27 protein-coding genes are annotated in these 19,781 nt (G+C 69.0%); 8 read left to right on the top strand and 19 right to left on the bottom strand.

Annotated features, from left to right (window positions below):
* The first annotated feature begins 13 nt into the window (after window positions 1-13).
* On the top strand, window positions 14-745 hold the full coding sequence (locus PV646_RS42475; RefSeq protein ID WP_500348591.1) for a Type 1 glutamine amidotransferase-like domain-containing protein: 732 nt from the start codon (window positions 14-16) through the stop codon (window positions 743-745).
* Window positions 746-761: 16 nt separating this feature from the next.
* The gene (locus tag PV646_RS42480) at window positions 762-1,628 is read left to right on the top strand and encodes a serine hydrolase (protein WP_500348593.1); all 867 of its coding nucleotides are present in this window, start codon (window positions 762-764) and stop codon (window positions 1,626-1,628) included.
* Here the strand turns inward: PV646_RS42480 and PV646_RS42485 are convergent.
* From PV646_RS42485 to PV646_RS42500, 4 genes are all read right to left on the bottom strand, one after another.
* Window positions 1,618-2,433 carry a hypothetical protein gene (locus tag PV646_RS42485; RefSeq protein WP_500348594.1) on the bottom strand — a complete coding sequence of 272 codons (816 nt, stop codon included), beginning with the start codon at window positions 2,431-2,433 and terminating at the stop codon, window positions 1,618-1,620. The two genes, PV646_RS42480 and PV646_RS42485, sit on opposite strands and share 11 nt — an antisense overlap.
* A gap of 34 nt (window positions 2,434-2,467) precedes the next feature.
* The gene (locus PV646_RS42490; protein ID WP_500348596.1) at window positions 2,468-2,908 is read right to left on the bottom strand and encodes a hypothetical protein; all 441 of its coding nucleotides are present in this window, start codon (window positions 2,906-2,908) and stop codon (window positions 2,468-2,470) included.
* Entirely contained in the window at window positions 2,905-3,756 is an 852-nt protein-coding gene (locus PV646_RS42495; protein ID WP_500348597.1) for a hypothetical protein, read from the bottom strand. The genes PV646_RS42490 and PV646_RS42495 overlap by 4 nt, the downstream gene beginning before the upstream one ends.
* Before the next feature lie 89 nt (window positions 3,757-3,845).
* Window positions 3,846-5,231 carry a glycine--tRNA ligase gene (locus PV646_RS42500; RefSeq protein WP_093600740.1) on the bottom strand — a complete coding sequence of 462 codons (1,386 nt, stop codon included), beginning with the start codon at window positions 5,229-5,231 and terminating at the stop codon, window positions 3,846-3,848.
* A 93-nt stretch (window positions 5,232-5,324) separates the two neighbouring features.
* Between PV646_RS42500 and PV646_RS42505 the strand changes: the two genes are divergently transcribed.
* The gene (locus PV646_RS42505) at window positions 5,325-6,002 is read left to right on the top strand and encodes a tetratricopeptide repeat protein (RefSeq protein WP_500348599.1); all 678 of its coding nucleotides are present in this window, start codon (window positions 5,325-5,327) and stop codon (window positions 6,000-6,002) included.
* Here PV646_RS42505 and PV646_RS42510 read toward each other — a convergent pair.
* Window positions 5,983-6,360, bottom strand: coding sequence for an antibiotic biosynthesis monooxygenase (locus tag PV646_RS42510; protein WP_500348601.1), 378 nt, complete (start codon window positions 6,358-6,360; stop codon window positions 5,983-5,985). The genes PV646_RS42505 and PV646_RS42510 overlap by 20 nt on opposite strands.
* Window positions 6,361-6,377: 17 nt before the next feature.
* Between PV646_RS42510 and PV646_RS42515 the strand changes: the two genes are divergently transcribed.
* From PV646_RS42515 to PV646_RS42530, 4 genes are read left to right on the top strand one after another with little or no spacing between them, the layout of a single operon-like run.
* Window positions 6,378-6,656: a hypothetical protein gene (locus PV646_RS42515; RefSeq protein WP_500348603.1), complete on the top strand. Its 279-nt coding sequence runs from the start codon at window positions 6,378-6,380 to the stop codon at window positions 6,654-6,656.
* 11 nt (window positions 6,657-6,667) lie between these two features.
* Window positions 6,668-7,018, top strand: coding sequence for an ArsR/SmtB family transcription factor (locus PV646_RS42520; protein WP_500348605.1), 351 nt, complete (start codon window positions 6,668-6,670; stop codon window positions 7,016-7,018).
* On the top strand, window positions 7,015-7,413 hold the full coding sequence (locus tag PV646_RS42525) for a Fur family transcriptional regulator (protein ID WP_090100492.1): 399 nt from the start codon (window positions 7,015-7,017) through the stop codon (window positions 7,411-7,413). Before PV646_RS42520 ends, PV646_RS42525 begins: the two co-directional genes overlap by 4 nt.
* A gap of 37 nt (window positions 7,414-7,450) precedes the next feature.
* Window positions 7,451-8,776, top strand: coding sequence for a tetratricopeptide repeat protein (locus PV646_RS42530; RefSeq protein WP_500348606.1), 1,326 nt, complete (start codon window positions 7,451-7,453; stop codon window positions 8,774-8,776).
* Here PV646_RS42530 and PV646_RS42535 read toward each other — a convergent pair.
* The 11 genes from PV646_RS42535 to PV646_RS42585 are packed head-to-tail and all read right to left on the bottom strand — an operon-like array spanning window position 8,764 to window position 17,113.
* Window positions 8,764-9,468 carry a TIGR03943 family putative permease subunit gene (locus tag PV646_RS42535; RefSeq protein ID WP_500348608.1) on the bottom strand — a complete coding sequence of 235 codons (705 nt, stop codon included), beginning with the start codon at window positions 9,466-9,468 and terminating at the stop codon, window positions 8,764-8,766. The two genes, PV646_RS42530 and PV646_RS42535, sit on opposite strands and share 13 nt — an antisense overlap.
* Window positions 9,465-10,475, bottom strand: a complete 1,011-nt coding sequence (locus tag PV646_RS42540; protein WP_500348609.1) for a permease — start codon at window positions 10,473-10,475, stop codon at window positions 9,465-9,467. Before PV646_RS42540 ends, PV646_RS42535 begins: the two co-directional genes overlap by 4 nt.
* The gene (locus PV646_RS42545; RefSeq protein WP_500348610.1) at window positions 10,472-10,903 is read right to left on the bottom strand and encodes a hypothetical protein; all 432 of its coding nucleotides are present in this window, start codon (window positions 10,901-10,903) and stop codon (window positions 10,472-10,474) included. Before PV646_RS42545 ends, PV646_RS42540 begins: the two co-directional genes overlap by 4 nt.
* A 23-nt stretch (window positions 10,904-10,926) precedes the next feature.
* Window positions 10,927-11,325, bottom strand: coding sequence for a YbjN domain-containing protein (locus PV646_RS42550; RefSeq protein ID WP_189159908.1), 399 nt, complete (start codon window positions 11,323-11,325; stop codon window positions 10,927-10,929).
* Window positions 11,322-12,146 (bottom strand): isoprenyl transferase, encoded by an 825-nt coding sequence (locus tag PV646_RS42555; RefSeq protein ID WP_500348612.1) that lies wholly within the window; start codon window positions 12,144-12,146, stop codon window positions 11,322-11,324. Before PV646_RS42555 ends, PV646_RS42550 begins: the two co-directional genes overlap by 4 nt.
* 44 nt (window positions 12,147-12,190) lie before the next feature.
* The gene (gene recO / locus PV646_RS42560) at window positions 12,191-12,943 is read right to left on the bottom strand and encodes a DNA repair protein RecO (RefSeq protein ID WP_500348614.1); all 753 of its coding nucleotides are present in this window, start codon (window positions 12,941-12,943) and stop codon (window positions 12,191-12,193) included.
* 13 nt (window positions 12,944-12,956) lie between these two features.
* Window positions 12,957-13,853, bottom strand: coding sequence for a GTPase Era (gene era / locus PV646_RS42565; RefSeq protein WP_500348616.1), 897 nt, complete (start codon window positions 13,851-13,853; stop codon window positions 12,957-12,959).
* Between the two features lie 43 nt (window positions 13,854-13,896).
* Entirely contained in the window at window positions 13,897-14,229 is a 333-nt protein-coding gene (locus tag PV646_RS42570; RefSeq protein WP_500348618.1) for a cytidine deaminase-like protein, read from the bottom strand.
* Window positions 14,222-15,508: a hemolysin family protein gene (locus PV646_RS42575; protein WP_500348620.1), complete on the bottom strand. Its 1,287-nt coding sequence runs from the start codon at window positions 15,506-15,508 to the stop codon at window positions 14,222-14,224. The genes PV646_RS42570 and PV646_RS42575 overlap by 8 nt, the downstream gene beginning before the upstream one ends.
* A gap of 4 nt (window positions 15,509-15,512) precedes the next feature.
* On the bottom strand, window positions 15,513-16,058 hold the full coding sequence (gene ybeY, locus PV646_RS42580; RefSeq protein ID WP_189159903.1) for an rRNA maturation RNase YbeY: 546 nt from the start codon (window positions 16,056-16,058) through the stop codon (window positions 15,513-15,515).
* A gap of 5 nt (window positions 16,059-16,063) precedes the next feature.
* Window positions 16,064-17,113: a PhoH family protein gene (locus PV646_RS42585; RefSeq protein WP_500348622.1), complete on the bottom strand. Its 1,050-nt coding sequence runs from the start codon at window positions 17,111-17,113 to the stop codon at window positions 16,064-16,066.
* Window positions 17,114-17,258: 145 nt separating this feature from the next.
* Between PV646_RS42585 and PV646_RS42590 the strand changes: the two genes are divergently transcribed.
* Window positions 17,259-18,008, top strand: coding sequence for a GNAT family N-acetyltransferase (locus PV646_RS42590; RefSeq protein ID WP_500348623.1), 750 nt, complete (start codon window positions 17,259-17,261; stop codon window positions 18,006-18,008).
* Here PV646_RS42590 and PV646_RS42595 read toward each other — a convergent pair.
* From PV646_RS42595 to PV646_RS42605, 3 genes are read right to left on the bottom strand one after another with little or no spacing between them, the layout of a single operon-like run.
* Window positions 18,005-18,322 carry a histidine triad nucleotide-binding protein gene (locus PV646_RS42595; RefSeq protein WP_500348625.1) on the bottom strand — a complete coding sequence of 106 codons (318 nt, stop codon included), beginning with the start codon at window positions 18,320-18,322 and terminating at the stop codon, window positions 18,005-18,007. The two genes, PV646_RS42590 and PV646_RS42595, sit on opposite strands and share 4 nt — an antisense overlap.
* 8 nt (window positions 18,323-18,330) lie before the next feature.
* Entirely contained in the window at window positions 18,331-18,921 is a 591-nt protein-coding gene (locus PV646_RS42600) for a TetR/AcrR family transcriptional regulator (protein WP_500348627.1), read from the bottom strand.
* Between the two features lie 9 nt (window positions 18,922-18,930).
* Window positions 18,931-19,587, bottom strand: a complete 657-nt coding sequence (locus tag PV646_RS42605; protein ID WP_500348629.1) for an alpha/beta hydrolase family protein — start codon at window positions 19,585-19,587, stop codon at window positions 18,931-18,933.
* Window positions 19,588-19,781 lie beyond the last annotated feature (194 nt).

Genomic DNA, 19,781 nt, shown 5'->3' on the forward strand with positions numbered 1-19,781 from the left:
GAGGATCTTCATCATGCCTGCTGAGCAGCCCACCATCCTCGCCACGTCGGGAGGTCTGCGCTCCGGGCGCCGGACCCTCGTCGAGTTCAACAAACTGATCCACTTCGCCCTGGACCTCTCCGGCGTCGAGGGCAGGACACCGCGCCTGTGCCACGTCGGCACCGCCGGGGGCGACCAGCGGGCGATGAACGCGAACATGGCGGAGGCGGGCAGGGTCGCGGGCGTCGACGTGTCGGTGCTGAACCTCTTCACGATGCCGCCGACCGACGACCTCGAGGACTACGTGCTGTCCCACGACGTCATCTGGGTGGGTGGCGGCTCGGTGGCGAACCTGCTCGCGGTCTGGGAGGTGCACGGCCTCGGCGCCGTCTTCCGCACGGCGTGGGAGGCGGGTGTGGTGCTCAGCGGCGTGTCCGCGGGCTCGATCTGCTGGCACACGGGTGGCGCGACGGACTCGTTCGGCCCGGACCTCCGGATCGTCACGAACGGCCTGGGCTTCCTGCCCTACGGCAACGGCGTGCACTACGACTCGGAGGAGCAGCGCCGCCCGAAGATCCACGACGCGGTGGCCGCCGGCGTGCTGCCGACGACGTACTGCACCGACGACGGCGTCGGGTTGCTCTATCGGGGCACCGAACTCGTCGAAGCGGTGACGGAACGTCCCGGTTCCGGCGCATATGTGGTGGTCAGGGAGGATTCTTCAGCAACCGCACAGGAGGAAAAGCTCGACACCAGGCTCCTGTGAGACGGACCTTGGATGTGTGCGTTGGGCTCTGATCCTCTTCTTCGTGGCGGCTGTCTTCGTCGTGCCGGAGGCGTCGCCGTGCCTTGCGCACGGCAAGCCCGCGGCTGATATATCGCGTGGCCCCGACGTGCTGGACACCGGCGAGGGCTCGCTGGATCCCGGCGACGCCGACACAGCGGATACCACCTCGGCGATATCCAATATATCAGCCACTGATATATTGGATATCGCTGCTGCGGGCGGCACGTCCGACGTCGGCATCGCGGTGCTGGACCTGAAGACGAACCAGGTCGTGTCGGAGCAGGGCGACCAGCCGTTCTACTCGGCGTCGCTGTCGAAGCTGATCCTCGCCGTGGACGCGTTGCAGCAGCAGCTGTCCGACGAGGACCAGGACCTGATCCACCGTGCGTTGAGCGCGAGCGACGACAACGCCATGGACGTCCTGTGGACGAGGTTCGACGGCATGGACGCCATCGGCCGCGTGGCAGCCGAAGCGGGACTTACAGGTACTCACGCCCCTGACGACCCCTCACAGTGGGGAGAGGTCGTCATCACCGCGAACGACATGGTGCGGCTCTACCACTACATCCTCGGCTCGCCGGAGCGCGACACGATCGTCGCGGCGCTGTCGTCCGCCCCTGCCACCGCCGCCGACGGCTTCGACCAGGCGTTCGGCCTGCTCGGCATCACCGGCGTCTACGCCAAGCAGGGCTGGATGTACTACCTGCCGAGCGACGTCTACCTGCACAGCGCGGGCGTGCTCGACAACCGCTACGCCGTCGCCGTGCTCACCACGAGCCCGACGGGTTCGTGGACCACGGCCAGGCAGTCGATCAACGCCGTCGCCACGGCCGTCCTCGGGAAGCTGGGCGTCAACGGCTGACCTTCCCGGCCTCACGCCACGGCCGCTCCCACTCGCCGGTGAACTCGCGCATCACGAGGATCGCGACCACCAGCAGCACGACGGCCCCGAACGCCAGCACCCCGAACAACGTCCCCGCGGGACCTGTCGTGGACGAGAAGTCGAACACGGCGATCCCGCCGGCGGCGGGGACGACGACGTAGTTGCCGGCGTTGCGGCGGCGAGCTGAATGCACGTCAGTCACGCTGGCCAGCCGCACCCCGAGCAGCACCGGCATCAGCGTCACCAGCAGGCCGACGACCAGCACGATCACCTGGTGCTCGGTCGCGACCGCCGCCACCGCCACCACACCGGCCGACAGCGCGAGCCCGACCGTGATCAGCACCGTGGCGAGCACGCGGATCCGTTGGGCCGGCGCGCCCTCACCGGAGTCCGGCACGAGTTCGTGCACGACGAAGCTCCGCCGCACGACGATCACCAGCGCCGCGACGACCGGCACCGCGAGCACCAGCACGACCCCCGCCGCGAAGGTGCCCGGCTTCCCGACGGGTTCGACGCCGAAGCCGAACCAGTAGAACGGGAAGAAGAGCACCAGCGCGGCCCCTTCGAGCACCACGAACACGTGCCGCAGCCGGGAAGCCGACTCCGCGTCGGTCAACCGCATCGCCACGACCCCGCCCGCCACCGCGCACGAGCACACCAGCCCGCCGCTCACCGCGGACGCCAGCAGCACCTGCGGGTTCGCCACATCTGCCACCGCGGCGAACACCGCCACCCAGGCGAGCAGCACCACCCCCGCCACCACCTGCCCCCGCTTCCCCCTCATGCCTAGGACACGCGAGAGAGCCCGATCATGTTGCTCAGAGACCGAACTTCTCCAGGGCGTCGTCTCCCCGCCGGCTGCGCTTGACGCTCTGGTCCACCAGCGCCGCGACGAACGTCGTGGCGCCCGTCGACGCCACCACGGCCACCGTGAAGACGACCGAACTCAGGCTCGTCAGCAGGCCGTCCACCTCGGGGTAGTCCGTGTAGAGGGTCTCCAGCGCGATGAACCCCGTGACGAACGGGACGAGGATCCAGAACCGGAGCACCTTGGCCAGCCGCGGCAGGTCCGGTACCTGGACCACGACCACTCCCACGGCCGCGCAGCCGAGTGTCGACAGAACACCCTGCCCCGCGATCAGGACGCGGATGAAGTCGTACAGCGGCAGCGTCATCCCCGCGACGAACGCGGCAAGCGCCAGTCCCGGCCCGGCCGAGACGAGCACGACGCCGAACTGCTTGATCTCCTGCTGGTTCATCGCGCCACCTGCCCGTCCGGCCACCGGAAGCTGGGTGGGAGAACGCCGTTGTGCCCGAGGAAGCGACAGAGCCGGTACATGACCAGACCACTGACGCACACTGCCGCGACGAACTGCGACAGGTACACGATCCCGCCGGCCGCGGAGTGCGTCAGCAGCACGTACCCGAAGGGCTGCATGACGACCATGGACACCAGCGCGGCCAGCAGCAGGCCGAGCACCACCGGAAGACTCCGGTAGCCCGCGCGCAGGTCCGTCACCCGCATCAGCACCACGCCCGCGACGACAGCGCTCCCGGCCACGGCCACACCGAGCACGGTGCCCGGCACCGAAGCGGCCACGAGCAGCGACGTCACCACGAGTCCCGCGCCGAGCAGACCGCCGAGCACCATGCTCGCCGTTCCCCACCGCCGCAACCCGCCGACGTCCACGGACCTCGTCCGCAGTTCGTCCGGATCGAGCCGGAGCGCGACCACCAGGGGCGCCGACGTCGTCAGCACGACCGAGAAGAGCGCGATCACGAAGAACGCCACGGTGCTCGTGGTGACCGGCGTTTCCGGGTGCGTGACGTACCGGTCCCACACGTTGGCGGTGGCGACGAGGGTGAACGTCAGCGAAAAACCGGTGGAGACCTTGAGGCGACGCCACACCTGGTGCTCGTTCGACCGGAGGAAGACCACCCCGATGCGCAGCGGCCCGAACCCGACCGCCACCACGGCCACCCACACGTACCAGGTGGCGATTCCGGCCACTTCCAGAGTCAGCACGGCGGCGACCATTCCGGCCACCAGTGCCACTCCGGCGCCCGTCAACACGGCGCCGACCCGTCTCAGTCGCTGTGCGTGCACGCACCCATCACGCACCAGCGGGGCGTTCTGTTGCCTCGAGAACGAAAACGGGCCCGGCGGAACACCGCCGGGCCCGAATCTCCTGAGAACTAGCAGCCGATGAGGCGCGCCGCGAGGTACGACTCCAGCTGGTCCATCGCCACGCGCTCCTGCGACATCGTGTCGCGCTCCCGCACCGTCACGGCGAGGTCGGTGAGCGTGTCGAAGTCGACCGTCACGCAGAACGGCGTGCCGATCTCGTCCTGGCGGCGGTAGCGGCGGCCGATGGCGCCGGCGTCGTCGAAGTCGACGTTCCAGTTGCGGCGCAGGGCCGTCGCGAGGTCGCGGGCCTTGGGCGACAGGTCGGCGTTGCGCGAGAGCGGCAGCACCGCGACCTTGACCGGCGCGAGCCTGCGGTCGAGCTTCAGCACGACGCGCTTGTCCACGCCGCCCTTGGCATTCGGGGCCTCGTCCTCGGTGTAGGCCTCCAGCAGGAACGCCATCATCGGGCGGCCGACACCGGCCGCGGGCTCGATGACGAACGGCTTGAAGCGCGAGTTCGTGGCCTGGTCGAAGTACGACAGGTCGACGCCTGAGTGGTTCGAGTGCGTCGTGAGGTCGAAGTCGGTGCGGTTCGCGATGCCCTCGAGCTCACCCCACTCCTGGCCGCCGAACTGGAAGCGGTACTCGACGTCGACCGTCCGCTTCGAGTAGTGCGACAGCTTCTCCTTCGGGTGCTCGTAGTGACGCAGGTTCTCCTTGGAGATGCCCAGGTCCGTGTACCAGCGGGTGCGCTCGTCGATCCAGTACTGGTGCCATTCCTCGTCCGTGCCCGGCTCGACGAAGAACTCCATCTCCATCTGCTCGAACTCGCGGGTGCGGAAGATGAAGTTGCCCGGCGTGATCTCGTTGCGGAACGACTTGCCGATCTGGCCGATGCCGAACGGCGGCTTCTTGCGCGACGTCGTCTGCACGTTCAGGAAGTTCGTGAAGATGCCCTGCGCGGTCTCGGGGCGCAGGTAGTGCAGGCCCTCCTCGGTCTCGATCGGACCGAGGTGCGTCTTGAGCAGGCCGTTGAACATCTTCGGCTCGGTGTAGGTGCCGCGCACGCCGCAGTTGGGGCACGGCACGTCGGAGACGTCGCCCTCGGCGACCTCCTTGCCGGTGCGCTCCGCGTACTCCTCGGACAGCGTGTCCGCGCGGAACCGCTTGTGGCACGACTCGCACTCGACGAGCGGGTCGACGAACGCCTCGACGTGACCGGAGGCGACCCACACGTCACGCGGCAGGATGACCGACGAGTCGAGGCCCACGACGTCCTCACGGCCGCGGACCATGAAGTTCCACCACTGGCGCTTGATGTTGTCCTTGAGCTCGACGCCGAGAGGTCCGTAGTCCCATGCCGAGCGGGTACCGCCGTAGATCTCCCCGCACGGGTAGACGAACCCCCTGCGCTTGCAGAGGCTGACAACGGTCTCGATGCGATCGGCGGGCAAGGGGAACTCCATCGGGGGAATGCGAATCGGGGGCTCAAGCCTAGCCCGTCACTTCACGCCCCGAACGAGCGACCGGAGCCCTACCCTGCATCAATGGAAGACCGGCTGCGAGAGCTGTGGGACTTCGCCGACCTGGACGGCACGGAGGCGAGGTTCCGCGCGTTCCTGGGTGACGTGGAGACGGACGACGAGCGCGCGGAGGTGCTGACCCAGCTCGCCCGCGTCGAGGGCCTGCGCGAGGACTTCGCCGCGGGTCACGTCCTGGTCGACGAGGCGGAGGTGCTCGTCGCGCCCGACTCGACGGGCCGGGTGCGGGCGTTGCTCGAACGCGGCAGGCTGCACCGCTCCGCCGGCGATCCGGAGGCCGCGCAACCGCTGTTCGTGGCGGCCTTCATCCTGGCGAAGACCCGAGGAGACCTCTCCCTCGCCGTCGACGCCGCGCACATGGCGTCGCTGGTCGACGACCCGGAGAAGTGGACCAGGCAGGGCCTCGAGCTCGTCGTGGCGAACCCGGCGCTGGTGCGCTGGCTCGGCCCGCTGCACAACAACCTCGGCTGGTTCTACTTCGAGAACGGCCGCTTCGGCGAGGCGCTGGAGGCGTTCGAGAAGACTCCGGAGGCGTACGCGCAGAGCGGCAGGGCCAAGACGCTGCGCGCGCTGGGCCGCACCGAGGAGGCCGCCGAGGCCGCACGCAGGGCGTTGGAGCTCCTGCCCCACGACTCGCAGGACGAGTGGGTCACGGAGATGCGGGCTATCGCCGAGGGGTCGTAGGTCCCGCGGCCTCGCCGAGCCGCACCGTGAACGCGTCCTCGGCGAGCACGCTCGTGTGCGTCTCGACCTCACCGCCGGCGCTGGTCAGCGTCGGCTCGTACATCGCGGGCTCGTCCGTGAGCGCCTCGGACAGCAACGGGATGACGTGTTCGCGCACGGGGAACGGCGACATCGCGCGCCGATAAGCCACCACGGACTCGAACTCGACCGTCAGCACCCAGCGGTCGTCCTCGTCGGTCGACCGCGCCAGCGTCCCCTTGTGGCACCCCGGCTGGGCCGTCAGCAGCTTCAGCGCCTGGTCGACGCGCGCGGTGAACGACTCGGGATCGGATACGCGGAAACGGCACACCAGCAGCACGGTGCAAGGATGGCACGGTGACCTCCAAGCGCCCTCTCCTGCCCGGCGACGGCCCCCTGGCGCGCGTCCGCCCCGTCGTGGCGTTCCTGCTCGTGCTCGGTCTGTTCGTCACCGGCGTGCTGGTCGGCGGCACCCTCGGCGCGGTGCTGCTCGGCGTGCTGATCCTGGGCGCCACTGTGCTCCTGGCAGCCACCTGGAAGGTTCTTTCCCCAGCTCACCGCACATTGCGCGTGGTGGTCCTGCTGGTACTGCTCATCATCACCGTAGAATTGGTTGTGAAAATCCCTACCAGGTGAGGTGCGCCGCCATGACCGCTCAACTGCACGGCGAGCACTCCCCCGAACGCGACGCCCCCGCGCCCGCGGCACCCCGCTCCGCGCACACCCTCGCCGAGGCCGGCGACCTGCTGCGAGCGCTGGCCGCCCCGGTCCGCATCGCCATCGTGCTGCAACTGCGCGAACACGACCGCTGCGTGCACGAACTGGTCGAGGCGCTGGGGGTGGCGCAGCCGCTGATCAGCCAGCACCTGCGCGTGCTGAAGTCGGCGGGAGTGGTGCACGGCGAAAGACACGGCCGGGAGGTCGTGTACAGACTGGTGGACGAACACCTGGCGCACATCGTGGTGGACGCTGTGACGCACGTCGAGGAGAAGTTGTGACCGGACTGAGGTCCACCAAGCAGCGCACCGCGGTGTCGAACCTGCTCGACCAGCTCGACGACTTCCGCAGCGCCCAGGAACTGCACGAGGAACTACGTCGCCGCGGTGAGGGCATCGGCCTGACCACGGTCTACCGCACCCTGCAGTCCCTCGCGGACGCGGGCCAGGTCGACGTCCTGCGCACCGACTCGGGTGAGGCGATCTACCGCCGTTGCTCGGCGCACCACCACCATCACCTCGTGTGCCGCCATTGCGGCCGCACGGTCGAGGTGGAGGGTCCCGCGGTCGAGAAGTGGGCCGACCGGGTGGCGGCCGAGAACGGTTTCTCCGAGGTCAGCCACACCGTCGAGATCTTCGGAACGTGCGCTGAATGCACGGCGAAGGGTCTCAAGTAGGAGGGCTGTCATCAGCGACGAGGACGACGACCCGGCGTTGGACGACAGCGACGACGACCCCGCTGTCCGCAACAGCGTCGGCGACGGTGATCACGGCATCGTCGTGCAGGCGGGTCGTATCGAGAGCGTGCACATGGGCTCTCCCGGCGACTCGGCGGCGGCCCTGGCGGACCCGATCATCGTCACGGTGTGGGTCCAGCCCTCGCTGACCTCGTTGTACGTGGATGACGACCCGCCCAGGGAGATGGCGAGCAGCGGCGACGTCCACGTGATCCACGTGGAGGCGCGGACGACCCGGCCGGTCACGCTGCTCGGTCTGCGTCCCGTCGTGGTGTTCCGCCGGCCTCCACGCCGCGCCTGCGTGGAAGTGCGGACGGGCGCGATCGTCACACCACGGCCTTTCACGGCCGACTTCGACAGCGACCGCCCCCGAATCAAGGCGCTGCGTAAGGACTTCCCGTTCAGCGTCAACGCGACGACCGACGTCGAGCAGTTCCACTTCGTCCCGCACGTCAGCGGCACCGAGGTCGGCTGGCGGTTGGAGGTCGACTGGCTGGTCGCGGGCGTGCGCGGCACCACGGTGGTCGACGACGGCGGCGCGCCGTTCGAGATGTACCCGTCGGGGGTGCTGGCGGACGAGAGCGACCTGGACTGGGGTTGCGGCTTGTTCCGCCTGCCCGGTTGCCCGGCCGAACGGCTGGAGGCGCTGGGAATGCCGGTCACGAGTCCCCCGCCCGCCGAGGAGCGGCTGCAGGCGATCATCGACCACGCGGGCGACCACGAGCCGGAGTCGTTCCGGGCGCGGGTGCTGGACGTTCTGGACCACCTCAACGCGTCCGGGCAGTCGGAACTCGGCGCCTCCGTCGCCCGCACCGTCCAGCGCGCCTGGGGTTCGGCGCTGGGCGGGAACCATCCCGACACCCTCGCCGTCGCGAATCGGCTCGCCGGGTACCTGCTTAAGCTCGGCGAGCGCCAGCAGGCCTACTTCCTGTTCGAGAGCACCTACCGGCGTCGCGCACGGGCTCTCGGGGAGGACGACCCGGGGACTTTGATCTCGGCAGCGAACCTGGCCCTGGTCATGACGCTGCTGCACGGGATCAGCGATCGCGTCCGGGAGCTCCGCGTCGACACGCTGCGCCGCAGCCGAGCGGTGCTCGGCGAAGACCACCGCGACACGCTGGTGGCGGCCGTCGACCTGGGCTACCTGCACCTGCTGGACGGCGGCCCCCACGCGGCCCGCACGGTGTTCACCGACGCGCTGCGCCGGGCCGAGTCCGCGCTCGGCCCGGAGGACCCCGTCACGCGCCGGGCCGCACAAGGGCTGGCCAAAGCTGTGGAGGCGATCGACGCCTACGACTCGTAGGGCTCGACCGGCTCGGCCACGGGCGTGAAGGACTCCACGGTGAAGCTCGGCACCCAGGAGTTCTTCTCGTTCGCCGACTTCGGCACGACCTGCCCGGTCACCTCGACCCACTGCTCGTCCGGCAGCGCGGGCACGTCACCGACGACCTTGACCTTCAACGGCCGGGCGTCGGCCGCGCAGCAGGAGATCGCGAGCCGGGCGACGTAGGTCTCGCCCTCGGCGCGCAGCAGGAAGCCGGTCAGCTTCACGCGACGGCCGTCCAGCGTCCCCGACTCGTCCCACGCCGTGCGCGTGACGAACTCCGTCATCGACAACGGGATCACGTCGCCGGACGGCAGTTCGCCGAGCAGGTTGCGGGAGCGCTGCGTCTGGTTCGTGTCGGCGGCCGAGTTCACGACGTCGCCGCCCAGCGCGGGTGGCGAGATCAGGAACACCGCCAGCACCGGCAGCAGCATCAGCCACGTCGAACGCGACGAGTGCGAGTGCTCGTGGTCGTCCTCGGACGCCGCCTTGCCCCTGCGGATGTCCTGGACGATCGCGAACAGCGCGAGGCCGATCATGATCACGCCGGCCGCGATGAGCAGCGGCAACAGCGACTTCTGGACGTACCTCAGGTACAGCCCGGAGAAGCTGATCTTCAGCAGCGCGCCGCCGAGCAGCACCAGGAGGATGTTCTGGGTTTCCCGCCTCACAGCAGCACCACTCCACTCACGACAGCGCACAAGATCGCCACCACGAAGGTAGCGGGTGCGAAGCGGAAGGCGAAGGACTTGCCGAACGCACCGGCCTGCAGCGCGATCAGCTTCACGTCGACGGCCGGGCCGACGACGAGGAACACCAGGCGCGGCAGCAGGGGCAGTGCGGAGAACGCCACCGCCACGAACGCGTCGGCCTCCGAGCACAGCGCGAGGATGACGGCCAGGAAGGCCATCACGATCACGCCGAGCACGATCTGACCGCCCAGCGTCTGCATCCACGCGGTCGGCACGAACGTCTTGAACACCGCCGCGAACAGCCCACCGAGCACCAGGAAGCCACCGGCGTCGACGAGGTCGTGCCGCGCGCTCTCGGCGAACACGGCCCACTTCGACCGGCCGGTGTGATCGGCCATGCGAGCCAGCGCCCGTTCGGCGATCCACTCCATCTTGCCGAAGCGCACCCACAGCCAACCCATGACCATCGCGGTCAGCAGCGAGCCGACGAACCGCGCGACGACCATCATCGGGGCGTCGTTGAACGCCACCGCGGTCGACACCAGCACGATCGGGTTCACGGCAGGAGCGGCCAGCAGGAACGTCAACGCCACCGCAGGGGCCACGCCCTGCTGCATGAGCCTCTTCGCCACCGGCACCGAGGCGCACTCACAGCCCGGCAGCGCGATGCCCGCGACACCGGCCACGGGCACGGCCAGTGCCGTCTTCGAGGGCAGCAGCCTGCGCAGTGCCGAGGCCGGCACGAACGCCGCGATGGCACCCGAGATCAGCACGCCCAGCACGAGGAACGGCATCGCCTGCACGCAGATCGCCACGAACACGGTCGACGCCGTGCGCAGCTTCGGCACGTCTAGCAGGTCGACGAGCCGTGACTGGAAGAGCAGTGCGAGAACGAGGATCCCGCACAGCACCTCCAACGACGTGATCTTCAGCCGAGGCCCGCCGGAGCGCCGCTTCGACGAGCGGATCTCGCCGGTGATCGTCATTCCGAGTCCGCGTCCAGGTCCAGCAGGCGCCGGTACTGGCGCGCCATGCCCTCGCGGATCTCCTCGGGTGACGGCGGCTCGTCGAACTCCGCCTCTTCCTCTTCGAGGTCGTCGTCGTCGAAGTCGACGGGAGTGCCGTTGACGGTCTCCTCGGCGTCGGCCTCCTCCTCGAGGGCGGCCTCGCGGAGCTCCTCGATCGTGGCGGAGACGTCCTGCGCCGACAGCGCGGGCAGCATCGGCTTGACGATGGCGAGCACGCCGCCCTCTTCGTCGTCCAGCGCCACGGCCTCGGCCAGCGCGACGGCGTGGTCACGCTCGTACGGGCCGCAGATGAACGAGTCCCAGTCGTCGCCGCCCGAGGGCTCGAACGTGACGGTCCACGGGAACTCGTTGACGTCCGAGTCCTCTTCCGGCTCGTAAATGATCACGCCACCCATCGAAGGGTCCTTTCTCAAGAAAACCGGGAGAGGAGTTCGCCGCGCACCTGCGACGCGGTCGACACGACCAGCATGAGCAGCGTGCTCAGCGGCTCGGGCTTGAGGCCGTCCGCCGGGAAGGCGTAGCGGAGCATCACGTCGGTGCCGCGCTCGGAGTGGATCACGCCGAGCGTGCCGAACAGGCCCTGACCAGCTCGTTCAGCGACCCATCCAGCCGCTTCGGCCGGCAGGTCCCACGCGACGACGACCGTCAGCGAGAGGACCGTCAGCCCTTCGGCCAGTTCCATGCCCTGCACCGCGCACGGCACGTCGCCGTGGCGGAAGCTCAACGCGCCGTCGTCGTCCACGGAGACGTCGTGGAACAGCTCCAACGCCTTGCGCGCGGCCTCCAGGGCCTCACCACTCGCGTTCACGACGACACCGCCTCCTCACCTGGCTTGTCGATGGCACCACCGAAACGACGGTCGCGGCCGGCGAACTTCTCGGCGGCGCGCCACAGGTCGCGGCGGTCGAAGTCGGGCCACAGGATGTCCTGGTAGACCATCTCGGCGTACGCGGACTGCCACAGCAGGAAGTTCGAGATCCGCTGCTCACCGGACGGCCTGATGAACAGGTCGACGTCGGGCATCTCCGGCTTGTACAGGTACTTCGCAAGGGTGCGCTCGTCGACCTTGTCCGGGTTGATCTTCCCGGCGGCGACCAGGCGCGCGACCTCGCGGGCGGCGTCACCGATCTCCGCGCGGCCGCCGTAGTTCACGCACATCACGAGGTTCAGCACGTCGTTCTCGGCCGTGCGGACCTCGGCCTCCTGCAGCTGCTTGATGACGCTGCCCCACAGCCTCGGCGAGCGGCCGGCCCAGTGGATGCGGACGCCCATCTCGTCGAGCTCGTCGGTGCGCCGCGCGATCACGTCGCGGTTGAAGTTCATGAGGAAGCGGACCTCTTCAGGGCTGCGCTTCCAGTTCTCGGTGGAGAAGGCGTAGAGCGAGAGCCACTTCACGCCCAGCTCGATGGAGCCCTTCGCGACGTCGAGGACGACCTGCTCACCGCGCTTGTGCCCCTCCACCCGCGACAGCCCGCGCTGGTTCGCCCAACGGCCGTTGCCGTCCATCACGATCGCGATGTGCTTGGGCACCAGGTCGGCGGGGATGTCCGGGGGCGTCGCACCGGACTCGTGCGGCTCCGGCGGGCGCGGTACGCGCTTCTCACGCTCAGAGCGGCGGCGACGCAGCATGGGAACTGACCTCTCAGCGAAAACCGTTGTCGGTAGAGGCCACATTAGCCGTCCGCCGACTGCGCCTTCCGCTCGACCAACGGCAACGAACGCAGCTGCCGTTCGAGGTGCCACTGCAGATGTGCCGCGACCAGCCCACTCGCGTCCCGGCGGGCGATGTGCGGGATCTCGTCGACCACGGTCCACTGCCCGTGCAGCAACGCCGAGAGCAACGCCAGCGTGTCCTGGGACGGCGACGACGACCCGGCGGGACGGCAGTTCGGACAGCACGAGCCGCCCGCCTGGACGCTGAACGCCCGGTGCGGACCCGGATCGCCGCACTTCGCGCACTCGTTGACCGCGGGCGCCCACCCGGCGATGGCCATCGCACGCATGAGGAACGCGTCGAGCAGCAACGACGGGTCACGTTCGCCGCTGGACAACGCCTTCAACGCCCCGGCCACGAGCATGTAGAGCCGCAGGACCGGCTCGCCCTCTTCGGCCGTGAGACGGTCCGCGGTCTCGGCGATCGCGCACGCCGCCGTGTAGCGCTGGTAGTCCTTCACGATGCCCACGCCGAACGCGTCCAGCGTCTGCACCTGCGTGATGATGTCGAGCGTCCGGCCGGGGTAGAACTGCACGTCGACGTGGCAGAACGGCTCGAGCCGGGCACCGAACTTCGACGTCGTCTTGCGCACGCCCTTGGCCACGGCCCGGAGCTTGCCGTGGCGCTGGGTCAGGAAGGTGATGATCCGGTCCGCTTCACCGAGCTTCTGCACACGAAGCACGACTCCGGTGTCGCGGTACAGGTTCGCCATCAGATCCCCATCGTCAGAAACCCAGGCGACGCAGCTGCTTCGGGTCCCGCTGCCAGTCCTTGGCGATCTTGATGTGCAGGTCCAGGTACACCCGGCTGCCCAGCAGGCGCTCGATCTGCTTGCGGGCCTCCATGCCGACCTGCTTGAGCCGCTCGCCCCGGTGCCCCAGGATGATCGCCTTCTGCGACGGCCTCTCCACGAACACGAACGCGTGGATGTCGATCAGGTCGTCGCGGCCCTCCCGCGGCGCCATCTCCTCGACCACCACGGCGATGGAGTGCGGCAGCTCGTCGCGCACACCCTCCAGCGCGGCCTCGCGGATCAGCTCGGCGACCAGCGTCTGCTCGGGCTCGTCGGTCAGGTCGCCGTCCGGGAACAGCTGCGGGCCCTCCGGCAGCTTGCCCAGCAGCAGGTCGCTCAGCTTGTCGACCTGGAAGCCGTCGACGGCGGAGACCGGGATGATCTCGGCGAACTCCATGACCTTCTGCAACGCCAGCAGCTGCTCCATCACCTGCTGCGGCGACACCAGGTCGGTCTTGGTGACGATGCCGAGCACGGGCGTGCGCTTCGCGACCTTCTCGAGCTCGGCGGCGATGAACTTGTCACCGGGGCCGACCTTCTGGTCCGCGGGCACGCAGAAGCCGACGACGTCGACCTCCGACCACGTCTCGCGCACCAGGTCGTTCAGCCGCTGGCCGAGCAACGTGCGCGGCCGGTGCAGACCAGGCGTGTCGACCAGCACGAGCTGACCGTCCTCACGATGCACGATGCCGCGGATCGTGTGGCGGGTGGTCTGCGGCTTGCTGGACGTGATGGCGACCTTCGTGCCCACCAGAGCGTTCGTCAGCGTCGACTTCCCTGCGTTCGGGCGGCCGACGAAGCACGCGAACCCGGAGCGGTAACCATCCATTCGTCCATTGTCCCTCTAGCCGGTTTTGGCCGTTCGCGGGCCCTCAGAGCTGCTTGCGCACCTCGCCGGCCGGGTTCGCGAGGAGCACCGGACCGGACGGCGTCAGGTCGCGCATCGCCGCCATCGACGCCCCGTCCACGCCGTTCGCCTCGGTGACGACCGCCGCCGCTTCCAGGCCCTCGGCGCCACTCGACACGGCGGCCGAGATGGCCGCCTGCAGCGCCGTGAGCTTCAACGACGGCAGGTCGACGGTCGACGCGTTGTAGGTGCGGCCGTCGAGGTCACGCACGGCCGCGCCCTCCGCGGCGTGGTTGCGCGCACGGACGGACCTCGCCAGCGTGACGAGCTTCGCGTTCTCGGGATCCACGTCATTCATCTTCGCTCTCCTTCTGCACAGGACGGACGAGCACCGTCGTGACCCGGATGCGGCCGCGTTCGTCCTTGCCGCCCTCGGCACGCATTCGCAGGCCGGCGATCTCCGCCTCGGTACCGGGCAGCGGCACGCGCCCGAGCCGTTGCGCGAGCAGGCCGCCGACGGTCTCCACCTCGTGGTCGTCGAGCTCGGTGCCGAACAACGCGTCGAGGTCGTCCACCGGCAGGCGCGCGCTGACCCGCACGGCGCCGTCGTCCAGGTGCTCGACCGGCGGGCGATCGTCGGTGTCGGACTCGTCGGTGATCTCGCCGACGATCTCCTCGAGGATGTCCTCGATGGTCAGCAGGCCCGCGGTGCCGCCGTACTCGTCCACGACGATCGCCATGTGCCGGCGTGACACCTGCATCTCGCGCAGCAGGTCCGCGATGGGCTTCGAGTCGGGGATGAAGCTCATCGGGCGCATCAGCTCGGAGACGCTCTTCGGGTCCTCGTCCTCGGCGAGGGTGGCCCGCATCAAGTCCTTGAGGTTCACCACGCCGAGCACGTCGTCGACGCTCTCGCCGATCACCGGGACGCGGGTGTAGCCGGTGCGCAACGACAACGCGAGCGCCTGCCGCAGCGACTTGGACTGCTCGATCCACACGATCTCGGTGCGCGGCACCATGACCTCGCGCGTGATCGTGTCACCCAGTTCGAACACCGAGTGGATCATCTCGCGCTCGCCCTCGTCCACGACGCCGCGTTCCTGCGCCATGTCGACGAGCTCGCGCAACTCCACCTCGGAGCTGAACGGACCCTCGCGGAATCCCTTACCGGGCGTGATGGCGTTACCGATGAGGATCAGCAGCTTCGACAACGGCCCGAGCACACGGCCGAGCTGCCGGACGGTGCCCGCGGCGAGCAGGCTCACGCCGTACGGGTGCTGACGGCCGAGCGTGCGCGGTCCGACGCCGACGAGGACGTACGACACGATGAGCATGCTCAGGCACGCGTACAGGACGGCGAGCCAGTCCTGCGTCACGTAGTCGAGGAACACCGTCGTGACCAGCACCGCCGCCGACATCTCGCACGCGAGGCGCAGCAGCAACAACAGGTTCACGTGCCGCGGCCGGTCGTTGAGGACCTGCAGCAACTGCCCAGTGCCCCAGCGACCCTGCCGTTGCAGGGCCTCCACCCGTGCGCGTGACACGGTGCCGAGAGCGGCATCCACACACGCGAACAGACCTGCAGCGAGCACGAGCAAAACGGCCAGCACGATCACACTGGCAGGGTTCCCGGTCATCGCGTCAGGCTTCTTCGTTCTTCTCGTCCAGGCCGACCGCGCCGAGCACCTTGTCGTCGGTGCTGCGCTGGTGCGCGGCCCGTTCGGCGTCGTCACGCGCCGTGCGGAAGTCGCCGAGGATGCGGTTCTGCAACGTGAACATCTCACGTTCCTCGGCAGGCTCGGCGTGGTCGTAGCCGAGCAGGTGCAGCACACCGTGCACCGTCAGCAGGTGCAACTCGTCCAGCAGGCCGTGACCCGCCTTCTTGGCCTGGTCCTTGGCGAACGCGGGGCACAGCACGATGTCCCCGAGCAGCGCGGGCCCGAGGCCCGCGGCGTCGGGACGGCGCGCGGAGTCCAGCTCGTCCATGGGGAAGGCCATGACGTCCGTCGGACCCGGCAGGTCCATCCAGCGCTCGTGCAGGTCGGCCATCACGTCCAGCTCCACGAGCAGGACGGACAACTCGGCCAGCGGGCTCACGCCCATGCGGTCCAGCGCGAAGCGGGCGGCGGAGACGATGGAACCCTCGTCGACTCCGACACCCGACTCGTTGGCGATCTCGATGCTCACGGCGCCTATCGTCCTCGCCGCTGGTTACCCCGCCGTGCACCGGGTCCGTGGTGCTGCCCGTTCTGGTCGAGGTTGTCCTGCTGGACCTGCCACTTGTCGTACGCGTCGACGATGTCGCCGACCAGGCTGTGGCGAACCACGTCCTGGCTGGTCAGCACCGAGAAGTGCACGTCCTCGACGCCTTCGAGGATGTCCCTGACGACCCTGAGGCCGCTGCGCTGACCGCCGGGGAGGTCGACCTGGGTGATGTCACCCGTGACGACGACCTTGGAGCCGAAGCCCAGGCGGGTGAGGAACATCTTCATCTGCTCGGGCGTGGTGTTCTGCGCCTCGTCGAGGATGATGAACGCGTCATTAAGCGTTCTTCCCCGCATATAAGCCAGCGGCGCGACCTCGATCGTCCCCGCCTGCGTCAGCCGCGGGATCGCCTCCGGGTCCATCATGTCGTGCAGCGCGTCGTAGAGCGGGCGCAGGTACGGGTCGATCTTCTCGTACAACGTGCCCGGCAGGTACCCGAGCCGCTCGCCGGCCTCGACGGCCGGGCGGGTCAGGATGATGCGGTTGACCTGCTTGTTCTGCAGCGCCTGCACGGCCTTGGCCATGGCGAGGTACGTCTTGCCGGTGCCGGCGGGGCCGATGCCGAACACGATGGTGTTCTTGTCGATCGCGTCGACGTAGTGCTTCTGGTTCAGCGTCTTCGGCCTGATGGTGCGGCCGCGGCGGCTCACGATGTCGAGGCTCAGGACCTCGGCGGGCGACTCGACGTCGTTCGCGCTGAGCATCGCGATGATGCGGCGGACGCTGTTCTGGTCGATCGGCTGGCCGCGGCCCGCGAGGGTGATGAGCTCGGAGAAGACGCGTTCGGCGAAGGCCACGTCGGCGGGGTCGCCGGACAAGGTGATCTCGTTCCCGCGCACGTGCACGTCGGCGTCGAGCAGTTCCTCCGCGAGCCGGAGGTTCTCGTCGCGCGACCCGAGCAGCGTGAGCACCGCGCCTTCCGGCACGGCGAACCGGGACTGACCTTCCTTGTTGCTCTGCTGGTTTTCTTCGGCCACGTGGCCCCGGCCTGCTTCCTGTCGCTCGGATCTGGTGCCGTCGATGCTAGTCCGGCCGAAAATGAGTGGCTACCGGATTGCTCACCGTGTGTGCTCGGGAGTTGTGGAGATTCGCAGGCTTGGTGTTGAGGACGTACCCGAGTGCATGAAGCTCATCACGGACCGGGGTTGGACGTGGACGCCCGCTCAGTGGGAGATGATGCTGGCCCTCGGCCCGGGATACGGCGCTTTCGACTCGTCCGGACTGCTCGGCACGGCGTTGACCACGCCTTATCCCGAGATCCAGGCGATCAGCGGCGTACTGGTCGCTTCGTGGGCGGAACGGCGGGGCATCGGCACTCGGCTGATGTCCGCGGTGCTGGACGTCAGTCCGTCCGTTCTGTACGCGACGGCCATGGGTGAACCGCTCTACGTGAAGCTCGGCTTTCACCCTGTCGGGGAGACCGCCGATTACCACGGCGTGTTCACCGGAGAGGCTCCCGGAACGACCCGAGCGGCCACTCCCGCCGACGCCGCGTCGCTCGCGGCGCTCGACCACGAGGCCAGCGGGTACACCAGGCCCGTGCTCTGGGAGCGGCTGCTCGCCCCGGCGTCGCCATACCGCGTGCTGATGTCGGACGACGGTGTCATCGCCACCCGGCCGAATCCCGACGGGGTCACCATCGGCCCGCTGATCGCGCCCACCGCCTCGGCCGCGTGCGGGTTGATCGCGGACCTGGCGGCCGGAGAGGGCAGGGTCCGCGTGGACACCGACGACGCCGAGGTCGCGGCTTTCCTGCTGGGTCAGGGTTTCGAGAAGCGCAACGGCGGCTGCAGCCTGATGGTCATGGGCGCCGCGGACGTACCGGGTGACCGTTCGCGTTACTTCGCTCCCGCGTCGCACGCGCTCGGCTAGAGACGGTGTCCGCCCAGCAGGTGCAGGTGGGCGTGGAAGACCTCCTGCCCGCTGTCCGGACCGGTGTTGAACAGCAGCCGGTAGCCGGTTTCGGCCACGCCCTCGGCACCGGCGACCTCCTTGGCCGCGGCGAACAGGTCGCCGAGCTGGTCTCCGTCCAGGTCGACGGCGTCCGGCACGTGCTCACGCGGGATGAGCAGGACGTGCACGGGCGCCTTGGGCTGGATGTCGCGGAACGCGAGCGTCGTCTTGGTCTCGTGCACGATCGTCGCGGGGATCTCGCCGGCCACGATCCGGCAGAACAGGCAGGACATGCCCCGAGTCAACCGAACAGCGAGTCCAGCCGCTCGTCGAGGGCCTCGACCATCTCCTCGGCCGTCACCTCGTCGGGGCCCAGGCCGTGGTGGATGTTGAGCCCGTCGATCAACGCGACGAGCAGCCGCGCGGCCTTCAACGGCACGACGCCCGCCCGCAGTTCGCCCGCTTGCTGCGCGGCGGTGAGCACGCGCGCGATCTCGTCGTACAGCTGCCGGGTGCCGAAGCGTTCCAGTTCGTGCAACGACGGTTCGACCATCGCCCGCGGCAGGAACGACAACAGCACGGCGGCCTCGACGCGCCGGTCCTCGTCCATCGCCAGCATCTCGTGGGCGAGGGACCGCAGCACCTCCCGGTTCCCGGCGGTGGTGTCGATCTTCTCCAGCCGGGCGAGGAACCGCAGGTACGCGAGCTCCATCGCGAAGCCCAGCAACGCGTCCTGCGTCGGGAAGTAGTGCCGCAGCGACCCGCTCGACCACCCGGACTCCGCTGCCACGGCACGCACGGACGCGTGGTCTATCCCGTCCCGCTGGACGATGCGCCACACTGCCTCGGCGAGCTCGCGGCGGCGTTCCTCGTGGTCGACAACCTTCGGCACCGGCCCTTTCTAGCAGTCGCGGGCAAGCCGGACGACGGCCGCGCGGCACTGCTCCCAGGCCTCGGTGCCGGGCGTGATCACGTCCATGTGCCCGGCCCCCGGCACCACGACGAGCTCCGCCTGCGGCTCGGCCTCGCAGAACCCGATCGACTGCTCGACGGGCACGTCCTCGTCCTGGTCACCGTGCACGCACACCACGGGCTTGCCGATGGGGATCAACGCGGCCGGTGAGGCCTCCGCGAACTGCTCCTCGGTGCACAGTTCCAGCGCCCTCGGCGTGATGTGCTTCGTGAAGTCCAGCACGGCGGCCTGGGCGACGGCTCCGGCCACTCGCGCGCTGTGCTTGGCCGCCCACACGGCGAGATGGCCTCCCGCGCTGTGCCCGAGGGTCACGACGGGCCCGATGTCGACGGCGTCGATCGCGGCGAGCACGTCCTGCCCGGTCTGCGGCCAGCCACCGCCGCCGCTCACCCGCCGGTACTCGATGTTCCAGACGGCGAACCCGTCGGCCACGAGCGCGTCCGCGAGGGGCCGGCCGAGTTCCAGGCCGTAACGCTGATGCCAAAAACCACCGTGAATGACGACAACAGCACCCTGAGTCGCGTTCTCGGGAACGTAAAGCTCGCCGAACTGACTGGGATGGTCACCGTAAGCAATTCGCTGCACACGCAGAACTTACGCGAAGTGAGGAAAGAACCTCAGAAAAACAAAAGGGGCGCCTCGCGGTCCGAAGCCTGGGGGTCGCTTCGCCGCGAGGCGCCGACGCCGGACCGAGGGGGGAGGTGTCCGGCGAGTCTTTTGGTCAGAAGGGTCTAACCGTCTACTCCGTTTCCGGATAGACCAATCAGCCCCTCTGCCAC

Source organism: Streptomyces sp. ID05-26A, from assembly GCF_033794685.1.
In the GTDB taxonomy this organism is placed as follows: Bacteria; Actinomycetota; Actinomycetes; order Mycobacteriales; family Pseudonocardiaceae; genus Lentzea.